This window comes from Ignavibacteriota bacterium, assembly GCA_016218045.1.
Lineage (GTDB): Bacteria > Bacteroidota > Ignavibacteria > SZUA-365 > SZUA-365 > JACRFB01.
Genome location: JACRFB010000059.1, coordinates 199,779 through 211,315, shown reverse-complemented (window position 1 = coordinate 211,315; position 11,537 = coordinate 199,779). Strand labels below are relative to the sequence as shown.

The following is an 11,537-nucleotide window of genomic DNA, read 5'->3' as shown; positions in this document are numbered from 1 at the left end:
GCGTGAACAACCGTCATCATCCCGTGCAAATGACACAGGGTATTTGCGCCGTGTCGTGTATATTGCTCCGCAAGAACACGCGTACCGCAGACACCCCGCCATGCCAAAAAACACTCCCCGCTACGTCAAGGAAAACATCCTCCGCCGCCACCGTCGGCAATCAGAAAAAAAGAAGGAGCCGCCTGTTATTGCTCAATCAGGAGTGATTCCATACCGCGTGGGTGCCGCGGGGATCGAGCTGCTGCTTGTGACAAGCCGGAATGGCCGTCGATGGATTTTTCCGAAGGGCATCGTGGAAACAGGTCTGCATCCGCGGGACTCGGCCGCGAAGGAAGCGTGGGAGGAGGCGGGTGTGCTCGGTGCCGTGACCGAAGAGGCGCTCGGCAGCTACAGCTTCGAGAAGTGGGGCGGTATCTGTCACGTCGACATGTACGCACTATTGGTGCAGGGCGTGGCCGAGGAGTACGACGAACGCGCGATACGGCAGCGCCGCTGGGTATCGCTCGATGAGGCGCGCGCCTCCATCGCCGAACGCGGACTGCTGGATCTGCTGGAAGTATTCGCAGAACAGATACGCGAACTGCATCACGAATAGGTTGAGAAAAGGATCCGGTCGTTGCCTGAGCGAACGATGCACGAAGTGTTGTCCAAACTCGCCGTACTGATACGGCTCTAGAGACATGGACGCCTCTGCACACAGCGTTACATTGGCCGACATTCAGGCCGCCGCCGCGCGTATCGCGCCGTATGCTCATCACACGCCGGTACTCACGTGTGCGTCGCTCGATGCGCGTACGGGTGCGTCGCTGTATTTCAAGTGCGAGAATTTTCAGAAGGCGGGCGCCTTCAAATTTCGCGGCGCGACCAACGTCGTCTTTCAACTGCGCGACGAGGAGGCGGCTCGCGGTGTCGTGACGCATTCCAGCGGCAATCATGCGGGCGCACTGGCTCTTGCTGCGCGGCTGCGCGGCATCACGGCCCGCATCGTCATGCCGTCGAACGCACCCGCGGTGAAAAAGGCGGCGACTGCCGGGTACGGCGCGCGCATCACGTATTGTATACCCACGCTCGCCGCGCGCGAGGCGGCCACGGCCGCTCTGATCGACGAACATCACTGCGTGCTCGTCCATCCCTACGACGACACCCGCATCATTGCGGGACAGGGCACCGCGGCCCTGGAACTGCTGGCGGACGCACCGGAACTCGACATCGTCATTGCACCTGTGGGCGGCGGTGGATTGCTCGCAGGCACGGCGCTCGCAGTGACAGAGGTGAATCCGCGCACCCGCGTATTCGGCGCCGAACCCGCCGCGGCCGATGACGCCTGCAGATCGCTCGCGGCAGGCCACATCATTCCCTCCAACAATCCCGTGACCGTTGCCGACGGTCTGCTCACCTCTCTTGGCGAGCGGACTTTCCCGATCATCCTCGACCGCGTCGAACAGATACTGACAGTGGACGAGGCATCAATTCTCGAAGCGATGCAACTGATACTTCAACGTATGAAAATAGTCGTGGAACCCTCGGCGGCTGTACCACTGGCCGCCGTGTTTTCTCATCCCGACCAATTCGCGGGGAAGCGGGTGGGGGTGGTTTTGTCGGGGGGAAATGTTGAACTAGGAGCTGGGAGATAGGAGCGAGGATCTAGGAGCGAGGATCTAGGAATTAGGATCTAGGAGGTTGGAGTAAGGAGTAGGTAGTTGCTTGGATCATAGAGCACGCTTCAAGACATTTAAATGCTGTTTTCTTTCCAGCACCGGATTCCACACTCCTAGATCCTAATTCCTTACTCCAACCTCCTAGCTCCTAATTCCTAACTCCTAGCTCCTTCCTACTCCAATGGCTGACGAAATATCGCGGAGCGGAATCGGCGACGGCGAGATCGTGCTGCGGCCGTACGAGCCGTCGGACGCGTGGGACCTCTTCGAGGCGGCGCGCGAGTCGATACAGGATATGCGCCCATGGATGCCGTGGTGCCACGAGCATTATGCGCTGGCCGACAGCGAGCAGTACATCGAGCGCACGATGCGCGATTGGCACATGGCTCTCGAGTACTCGTTCTGCATCCGCTCCTCCGTGGACGGCACATTTCTCGGCGGCTGCGGCATCAACCGGATCGACGCCATGTATCAGACCGGCAATCTGGGGTATTGGGTGCGCAGTACACGGACCTGCAGAGGCATAGCAACACGCGCCACATCCCTTCTTGCACGCTGGGCCTTCGATACGATACCGCTCCGGCGCATCGAAATCATCTGTGGTGTCGGGAATCGTCCCTCGCAACAAGTGGCGGTTCATGTCGGCGCAGTGGAGGAGGGCCGGCTGCGCGCGCGACTGCTTGTGAACGGAGTGCCGCATGATGCCGTGTTGTATTCACTGCTTACCGATATCTGAATTTGGGTATTGCTGAAGGAGCGAGTATCTAGGAGGTAGGATCTAGAATAATGAGTGGAGATGGAACTCGATGGCGCCTAAGGCGCCGAGCAAGGGCACAGAATACATGCTGTTTTTCTCCTAGATACTAGCTCCTAACTCCTCGCTCCTACACCCCATCTCTTTCCACCGACACAACAGCGCCATGTATTCCTACAAAGCGATCTTTCTCGATGCCGACGACACGCTCCTCGATTATCCCGCAGCGGAGCGCGCGGCATTGATGGACTGTGTGCGCGCCTTTACGCTGCAGGGTGACGAGGAAGCGGTGCTCGCGGCCTATCGCGCGCACAACGCGGCGATGTGGCGCGCGCATGAACGCGGGGAGGTGGACAAGGCCACGTTGAAGGTGGAACGGTTCCGTCGCCTTGCCGACGAGGTCGGTTGGAGCAGCGACGGCCTGCCCGCGCTGATGAGCGCCAGGTACCTCACCACACTGTCGCGGCAGAGTCAGCTCCTCGACGGCGCGCTCGATCTTGTGCGGCGTCTCGCGGCCGTGTATCCGCTTGTGCTCGTGACCAACGGCATCGCATCGGTGCAGCGCGGACGGCTGTCGGACTCGCCCATCACGCCGTATTTCAGCGACATCGTTATTTCGGAAGAAGCAGGCGCCGCAAAACCGGATCCGCGTATCTTTTATTCCGTCCTCGCAAAACACGGCATCACGGCCCGCGACGTGCTTCTGATCGGCGACAGCACCAGCAGCGACATGCCCGCCGCACGCAACGCCGGTATGGATTTCTGCTGGTACAATCCTGCAGGCCTCTCCGTGCCGGAAGGATACACACCCGTTTTCATCGCGCACACCCTCCCCGAAATCACCACATGGCTCCTCGCCACCGATGCCTAATCATGTCCCGCAATCCCGTGATCGTGTGTTGCGCGAAAAAAACAGCTCACAGGAGGAACGGAGGAAAGGAGGTTTTTTCTTGCGGCCTTCGGCCGCTGTCCCGGTGTCCCGGGATCGTGTGTTGCGCGAAGAAAAAAGGCGCACAGGAGGAACGGAGGAAACGGAGGTATTTTCTTGCGGCCTTCGGCCGCTGTCCCGCTGTCCCGCTGTCCCGCTGTCCCACTCACAATGAGGTAGCCACACATGTCGACCATCGTGATAACCGGCGCGTCACGCGGGATCGGAAGGGCTCTTGCCCGCGAGTACGCACAGCACGGCGCGGCCGTGGTACTGCTTGCGCGGGATGTGGATGCCATACGCACGCTTGCCCATGAAATCAAGGCCGCGGGAGGCACGGCGTATTACCAGCGCTGCGACGTGCGCGACCGCGAACAGATGCGGGCGGCCGCGGTGTACTCGAAAAAATGCCTCGGGCATGTGGAGCTTGTGATACTCAACGCGGGCATCGGTGTTCCGGCGTGGATGGAAGATTTCGACAGCGCGGAGTTCCGCGATGTGATGGACGTCAATGTGCAGGGCCTCGCGCACGGACTCGAAAGTTTTGTCCCGCTGTTGCGCTCGCAGGGCGGCGGCATCATCGCGGGAGTGTCGAGTCTGGCCGACGCGCGCGGATATCCGGGTTCGGCCGCGTACTGTGCGAGCAAGGCCGCGGCGAGCGCCCTGCTCGAATCCGCCCGCGTGGAGCTTCGCCCGAAGGGCATTCGTATCGTGACCATCCGTCCCGGCTTTGTGCGCACCGACATGACGGCGCGCAATGAATTCCACATGCCTTTCCTGCTGGAACCCGCACGTGCTGCGCGTATCATACGCCGGCGTATCGAGAGAAGACGACGTGTTGTACAATTCCCCTGGCCTATCGTGTGGGCTACCCGTTTTGTCCGTCACGTGCCGAACTGGCTCTTTGATATGGCGATGCGGAGTGCGAGAAAGGGTGAAGGGGTGAAGGCGGTGAAGGCGGTTCTTGGCGGAAGGGGCTGGTGTTGTGCTCTGATTTCAATGCCGGTCCTCGTATCTTGCATGACTCTCTTCGGCACACCCCACCCCCATATATCAAACAGAGGATTGAGCCACATGAAACGCACCATCGTAGCGATGCCGGGCGACGGCATCGGCAAAGTTGTCCTTCCCGAAGCGATACGCGTGCTTGATGCAGCGGGCTTCGACGCCGAATACGTCAACGGCGATATCGGCTGGGACTTCTGGTGTTCCGAAGGGAACGCGCTTCCGCAGCGCACCATCGATCTTCTGGCCGAACACAAGATCGGCCTCTTTGGCGCCATCACGTCGAAACCCAAGGACAAGGCCGCCGCGGAACTCGCGCCGGAACTGCACGGCAAGGGCTTTGTGTACTACAGCCCCATCGTCACGATGCGGCAGCATTTCGACCTCGACATCTGCCTGCGTCCCTGCAAGAGCTTTCCGGGCAATCCGCTGAACTTCATCCGCAAATCCGCCGCGGGCGGATTTGAAGAACCCGTCGTCGACACGGCGATCTTCCGTCAGAATACCGAATGCCTCTACGCAGGCGTCGAATGGACAAATCCGCCCGCCGATGTACGCGCGGCGTTCGAAACACATCCGCGCATGAAGGCCTTCAAAAACGTGCCCGGCGAGGATCTGGCAATATCGACGCGCATCTTCACGCGCAATGCCTGCCGCCGCATCGTGCGCGCCGCCTTCGAACACGCGAAGCAGTACGGCTACAAAAACGTGACCGTGTGTGAAAAGCCGAACGTGATCCGCGAGACCTCGGGCATGATGGAGGCCGAGGCCGCCATCATCGCGAAGGAATATCCCGGCATCGCGCTGTGGAGCACCAACATCGACGCACAGATGATGTGGCTGACAAAAAATCCCGAAGACTACGGTGTCATCGTCGCGGGCAACATGTTCGGCGATATCGTCTCCGACGGCTTCGCGGGACTCATCGGCGGACTCGGCTTTGCCTGCAGCGCCAACATCGGCCGTGAGGTTGCCGTGTTCGAACCGACGCACGGTTCGGCGCCCAAGTACGAAAAGCTCGATCCGTCAATCGTCAATCCGATCGCCATGATCATGAGCGCATGTATGATGCTCGATCACCTCGGCGAAACAGCCATGTCCGCGCGCATCACCAAGGCCATCGCCGACGTCGTCGCCGAGGGCAAGGTCCGCACCTACGACATGCTTAAACTCACTGGCGGCGCCGGCGTGTTCGCCAAGGGCGCTGCAACGACACAGCAGATGACGGACGCGATTATCGCGAAGCTCGGGTAAATCCCTCACGCTCCAACGTTTCAACGAAGGGCCGGTTCGCCGGCCCTTTTTTTACGTGCCACGTTACACGTATCCACGTGACACGTTGTTGTTGAAAGTAGCAAGGTGGAAAAGTAGGAAGGTAGCAAAGTAGCAAAGTAGCAAAGTAAAAGAACGCGGCTCGCAGCGTTCTACTTTGCTACTTTGCCACTTTGTTACAGCACGTGGATACGTGTTACGTGGCAACGTGTAACGTGTATCAGTTGGTTGCTCTTTCCATTCATCGGGATTCGCTGTACCTTCGGGAATCTGGTTCCGATTCGTTCGCCCCGCCATATAGGATCCCGCCATGCACCAGATCTCCCCTCGTCGCGCGGTTTTCCACCTTGCACTGTTTGTTCTGCTCGGCGCCGCCACTGCCGCAGCGCCCTTGTCGTTTGTGCCGCAGCGCCTCGTGCAACCCGATGGCTCCGTGCTGCTCTGTTATGCGAGCGGCGACGAACATTACAACTGGTTACACGATAAAAACGGCTACACGATCATTCAGGACGAAATGTCCGGCTGGTACACCTACGCGCTCAAACGTGATGGCCGACTCGTGCCGAGCGGCGCCGTGGCGGGTGTGCAGGATCCGGCCGTGCTCGGTGTGGAACCCTGGTTGAAATTTGACGCGTCGCGTATGAACGGCATCGCCGGCTTCGCAAAACGAGGCGGCGATACTCCCATTATCGCAGCGCCGACCAAGGGCCGGCTCAACAACATCGTCGTCTTTATACGATTCAGCGACGAGCAGGAATGGAAGGACTCGATCGAGTACTACAACGCGCAGTACAACAAACCCGCCGCGAACTCGATGCGCGCCTACTTCGAGGAAGTGTCGTACGGGCAGCTCACCGTAAGCACGACATTTTATCCCGTGCCGACCGGTGCGACGGTGCTGTCGTATCAGGACTCGCTTCCGCGCGCGCGCTACATGCCGTATAACGCCACAACGAATCCCACCGGCTACACTAATGCCGGCGCGCTCGAACAAAATCTTGTCGGCGGCGCCATGAAATACATCGCGTCGCAGATCCCCGATACACTGGCGGTGGACGGTGACAAGGACGGTTTCATCGACAACGTCTCCTTCATCATCTCCGGCACACCCACCGCGTGGGCCACGCTGTTGTGGCCGCATGCGACGAGTTACGGCGGACCGGCCATCACCATCAACGGCGCGCGGCTGCGCACCTACAATCTTCTGCTGCAATCGTTCTATGCCAATTACGCGGGCGTGAGCGTGGTGTGCCACGAGATGTTCCATTCCCTCGGCGGCCCCGACTTGTACCATTACAACCACGACGGTTTGCAGCCGGCGGGTTCATGGGATCTCATGGAGGCGAACGCGAATCCACCGCAGCACATGACCGCCTACATGAAGTGGAAGTACGGGAAGTGGATCGCTTCCATCCCCGAAATCCGCACACCGGGCACCTATACCGTCTCGCCGCTGACATCACCGACAAACAATTGCTACAAGATTCCATCCCCCTATTCCACCACCGAATATTTTGTCGTCGAATACCGCCGGAAGGGCGGACTGTTCGAGGCCGCGATTCCGGGGACCGGACTGCTTGTGTACCGCATCAACACCGTGTACCGCGGCAATGCGAGCGGACCCCCCGACGAGCTGTACATCTACCGTCCGGGTGGCACACTGAAGGCCAACGGACAGCCCGCGCAGGCCTTCTACAGTGCGACCGCGGGACGCACGGCCATCAACGACATCACCAGTCCGTCGAGTTTTCTCACCAACGGCAACCGGGGCGGGTTAAATCTGTTCAACGTCGGCACACCCGGCGGGACGATATCCTTCGACGTCGGCCTCGACACACTGTTGGTGCAGATCACCTCGCCCGTCGCGGGCAGCCAGCTCGTGGCAGGCGCGAAGAAAAAAATCGGCTGGTTGAGTTTCGGCATGCAGCGCACTTTGCGCGTCGAATACTCGACAAACAAGGGCGTCACATGGAGCACCATCGACGGCGCCGCGCGCAACGCGTTGTACTGGACCGTGCCCGACACTCCCTCGCGGTTCTGCCGCATGCGCATCACCGACGCCGCGAATCCCTCGGTGCGCGACAGTTGCAGCTTCGCCATCTGTCCGCCCTTCTATCCCATCCAGTTCAATTACGACGTGACCGACACGACCAAGGCGCGCGACAACACCGGCATCGTGTTCCTCAACGGGCAGTTCTGGACTTCGCGCGCAAGCAGCGACGCCCTCATGAACTGGACGCGCGACGGCGACATGGTGGGCGAGTTCTACATCAGCGGGGCGGTGGGCATCAAGTCGATGGCGTTCGACGGCAGCACCGTGTACGCCGCGACCGGATCCGACCGTCTGCCCAAAATACACCCGATCACGCGCAACCGTTTCGGGCAGATCATGGCGCCGGTGCGCGCGGACTTTATCAGTTACGATCCTACCGCCGACGCGGGCAAGGGCGGGCTGTGGATCGGCACGCAGGGCAGCGATCTCGTGCTTATTTCGTTGCAAGGCACGGAACTGCGGCGCATCGATTCGGCCGTGCACGGCATCGACAACATCATCGGTATCGCCTGCGACGCCTTCAGCACCGGTGATCCCTATCTCTGGGTGTTCAGCAAGGGGAGCGGACCCGGTCAGCCGCAGTACCTGCATCGACTCAGCGCACTCGACGGCCGTCACAGCGGCGTGTTCCACGACGTGCTACAGGACATCGGGCATACATCGGTGGACGGACTCGCGGGCGGACTTTGCATAGCGGTCGATGTTGTCACGGGAACGCGTTCATTATGCGGCACCCTGCTCGGCACACCCAACCGGCTCTTCGGCTATGAACTGCCTCAGGCAGGATCGGCGCTGCTCTTCGAGGAGAATTTCCCGTATCCGCCGGGCGGCAGCGTGTCGCTGCACGGCTGGACGGCGCTGTTCGGCGGCGGCGCGCCGTCGATCACAATATCGGACGAAGGACTCTTTTATCCATCCTATATCGGCTCGAACATCGGTCGGGCCGCGCAGATCACCGGCAATTCAGGTCCCGCGCAGGGCGCCGCGCACAGTTTCAGCTCCGTCACCGACGGCAGCGTGTACATGGCCGCTATGCTGCGGGTGACATCCGCCGATAACAGCTCACGGAGTGTCCTTGCGCTGGATGCCACACCCGAGAGTGTGGGTCTTCCCGTGCAGGTTTTTGTAGCGGAAAGCGGAGGAAAGCTGTCGTTTGGTGCGGGCCTGCCTTACCCCGACGCGTCGCCGCAGATCCGCAGCGGATACACCTTCGAGAAGGACAGCACCTACCTCATCGTCGTAAAAACGAGCGTCGGACCCGATGACGCCGACACACTGGCGATGTGGGTGAATCCTCCCGTCGGGCCCTTCGAACCCGAGCCCGATCTGATACAGATTCTGCCCCGTGTGGCGCCGCTCGAAATCGGCGCGGTGAAACTTCTGGCTCTGGACCGCGGCGTGTCGGGCGCAACCGCCGACGGCATCCGCATCGCCACACGCTGGGACGAGGCCGTGCGACGGCGCGTCGAGCGATTCTCGCGCGCCGTGGTGGTGATCGATGCCACCGATGAAAAGTCCGCGCCATTCAAGGAACTGGGCATCAACGACAGCACAGTGGACGCGCTGTACCGTTCCGCATTTCAACCCTCGGGCGAGTGGGACATGCAGGTGTACGGCACGCCGAAACTCGAGTACCTGCTGCTCCATCGTTTTGTGGTGATACACGGCGATCATTGTGCCACGCAGGTGCCGCATGCCGTATCACGTATCGAGATCACCGATGTGCTGGAGGAATACATGGATGCGGGCGGCACGCTTCTCGTAAGCGGCTGGCGCGCGCTGCCTTCCTTCGACTGGGGCAAACCTTTCCCGCGCGCGTTTGCGCAGGGAACCTTTGCGCGCGAGTATCTCGGACTCGCGGGCATCGACGAATCCGTGGCCGACACGGGCGACTTTGTGCGCGCCGACGGGCGTGCGCCATTCACGGCCGTATCGGTCGACACCGGAAAAATATCGCCGGCACCGTATAACGGCCGCCTGACGCAGATCACCACGATGACCGGCGTTCCCGTCAACACCAGCATCCTGTACACCTACGCCAACGATCCGGCGAGTGCTTTTCCCGCGTACCGCGGGGCGGCTGTGGGGCTCCGCCATGTCACACCGGCCTCCGCTGCCTACGTGCTCGGCTTCCCGCTGTACTTCCTGAAGGAGACCGACGCGGCGCGTCTTGCGTACGAGATTTTGCAGGACGCAGGGGTCTCGCGTGTGCCGCTCGATGTCGCTCCCGTTCGGGCTGCACCCAGTACCGCATATCTCGGACCCAATTATCCGAATCCCGTCGCGGGACACACCACGCTTCCGTACGCACTTGCCACACGATCGACCGTACGTCTGGCCGTGTATGATCTGCATGGACGGCTCGTGACGACGCTCGACGAGCGCACAGCCGAGGCGGGCACCTATCTCGCACATTGGCGTGCGAATGTTCCCTCTGGCATGTATCTCGCCGTGCTCGATGTTGTACCCAGCGACGGCACCACGCCACAGCGGTCGCAGCGCCTCATTCCCGTGCGCCGTTAGCAGGGCATTAAACTTTTTCCCGTCGTGCCGGATCAAAGGGACGAATCGAATACATCATCCTACACCATTTCGAGGACTCCCATGCGACACATCCGATTTTCCGCGTTTTTTGCCGTGAACGCCCTGGCGATGCTTCTGATAACGGGCTGTTCAAAGGACGATCCGGTTGATGCCAACGAAAACGAGGAAGCGCTGTTCCTGAGCTATGGCGCCGGGAACGAGACCGACACAAAGGACGCCTTTGTCACGGATATGGAGGCGTTGGACGAGACACAGGAGTTAAAGGCGCTGATCAGCGGTTTGCGGAAATCAACCGCCGCTCCCGTGACACCGATCCGCTGGGGCCGCCGCATCGATTCCGTGCGCCGCGTGCTGCTGCGTCCCATCGTGAAGCAGGGCGACACCATCGCCATCGCCACCGTGCAAACCACGTTCAACGGGCGCTTCATCGTGCAGGCACTTTCGGGCGTTGATACCGTCGTGATTCAAAAGCCGTACACGGAGATCGTGTCGCGCAGTCTGCGTTTCGAGCGTATCGCCCACACCAATCGTCCGCGTTTGAACTGGCGTCTCGATGCAATCAACGTGCTTTCCGGCGGGACAGGCGATCCATTGATGCCCACCATCCGCAATATTGCAATCCAGCAGGTGGACGTTGTGCTGCCCAACGAGACTCTCACCGTCACGGATCCCACGACGTACTTCATGCAGTTCAACCGCCGCTGGCTGCGCGGCCTTCCCGTGCTGAACAACCTGCAGGTGACGCTGCGAGTGACGGTGTTGAGTGAAAAATCCGAAGCCGATATCGTCACGTTACACAAACTCCCGGGCGCCTTCGGGCTGCACCATACACCTCTGACGATGGTGTCCGAGACGCAGAGCGGTTCGAAATACCTGCGCGTCTTCGAACATACCTGGACCATCAGCGGCAGCGCAAAGAAATACGCGAATCTTATGGTCTCCGCCACCACAAAAGAATCGCTGTACGACAACGCCACAACGAACTTCTCGAGCGTCGTGTGGGGGATTCCGTACAAGCATTCGAATTGATTTGCGAGGAGCTAGGTCTAGGTCTAGGAGCTAGGATCTAGGAGCTAGGATCTAGTTCGGCTCCTCCCGAAAACGGTCCGAGACGAATCCGTGTGTTGTATCACTGCATTCCATGATACAACACACGGAGTTTCGTATCCACGCTGAGCGAACGACTACTTTACCCCTTTACCCCTTTACCCCTTTACGCCTTTACCCCTTTACCCCTTTACGCCTTTACCCCTTTACCCCTTTACGCCTTTCCCCCTTTACGCCTTTACCCCTTTACCCCTTTACGCCCTTTACGCCTTTACC

7 protein-coding genes are annotated in these 11,537 nt (G+C 60.2%); all 7 read left to right on the top strand.

Annotation, left to right across the window (positions count from 1 at the left end):
• The first annotated feature begins 100 nt into the window (after window positions 1-100).
• The 7 genes from HY962_15740 to HY962_15710 all read left to right on the top strand — a co-directional run bounded on the left by HY962_15740 (window position 101) and on the right by HY962_15710 (window position 11,243).
• Window positions 101-595 (top strand): NUDIX hydrolase, encoded by a 495-nt coding sequence (locus HY962_15740; GenBank protein ID MBI5648383.1) that lies wholly within the window; start codon window positions 101-103, stop codon window positions 593-595.
• 85 nt (window positions 596-680) lie between these two features.
• A complete protein-coding gene (locus tag HY962_15735; protein ID MBI5648382.1) occupies window positions 681-1,634 on the top strand; it encodes a pyridoxal-phosphate dependent enzyme in 954 nt (317 codons plus the stop codon).
• A gap of 205 nt (window positions 1,635-1,839) precedes the next feature.
• Window positions 1,840-2,394: a GNAT family N-acetyltransferase gene (locus tag HY962_15730; protein MBI5648381.1), complete on the top strand. Its 555-nt coding sequence runs from the start codon at window positions 1,840-1,842 to the stop codon at window positions 2,392-2,394.
• A gap of 184 nt (window positions 2,395-2,578) precedes the next feature.
• The gene (locus HY962_15725; protein ID MBI5648380.1) at window positions 2,579-3,283 is read left to right on the top strand and encodes a noncanonical pyrimidine nucleotidase, YjjG family; all 705 of its coding nucleotides are present in this window, start codon (window positions 2,579-2,581) and stop codon (window positions 3,281-3,283) included.
• Between the two features lie 243 nt (window positions 3,284-3,526).
• On the top strand, window positions 3,527-5,599 hold the full coding sequence (locus HY962_15720) for an SDR family NAD(P)-dependent oxidoreductase (protein ID MBI5648379.1): 2,073 nt from the start codon (window positions 3,527-3,529) through the stop codon (window positions 5,597-5,599).
• Window positions 5,600-5,927: 328 nt separating this feature from the next.
• Window positions 5,928-10,193 (top strand): M6 family metalloprotease domain-containing protein, encoded by a 4,266-nt coding sequence (locus HY962_15715; protein MBI5648378.1) that lies wholly within the window; start codon window positions 5,928-5,930, stop codon window positions 10,191-10,193.
• 81 nt (window positions 10,194-10,274) lie between these two features.
• Window positions 10,275-11,243, top strand: a complete 969-nt coding sequence (locus tag HY962_15710) for a hypothetical protein (protein MBI5648377.1) — start codon at window positions 10,275-10,277, stop codon at window positions 11,241-11,243.
• Window positions 11,244-11,537 lie beyond the last annotated feature (294 nt).

Bases quoted from the DNA above. Each gene is read 5' to 3' on its own strand.
- HY962_15740 (MBI5648383.1), top strand. From the start codon at position 101: ATGCCAAAAAACACTCCCCGCTACGTCAAGGAAAACATCCTCCGCCGC.
- HY962_15735 (MBI5648382.1), top strand. From the start codon at position 681: ATGGACGCCTCTGCACACAGCGTTACATTGGCCGACATTCAGGCCGCC.
- HY962_15730 (MBI5648381.1), top strand. From the start codon at position 1,840: ATGGCTGACGAAATATCGCGGAGCGGAATCGGCGACGGCGAGATCGTG.
- HY962_15725 (MBI5648380.1), top strand. From the start codon at position 2,579: ATGTATTCCTACAAAGCGATCTTTCTCGATGCCGACGACACGCTCCTC.
- HY962_15720 (MBI5648379.1), top strand. From the start codon at position 3,527: ATGTCGACCATCGTGATAACCGGCGCGTCACGCGGGATCGGAAGGGCT.
- HY962_15715 (MBI5648378.1), top strand. From the start codon at position 5,928: ATGCACCAGATCTCCCCTCGTCGCGCGGTTTTCCACCTTGCACTGTTT.
- HY962_15710 (MBI5648377.1), top strand. From the start codon at position 10,275: ATGCGACACATCCGATTTTCCGCGTTTTTTGCCGTGAACGCCCTGGCG.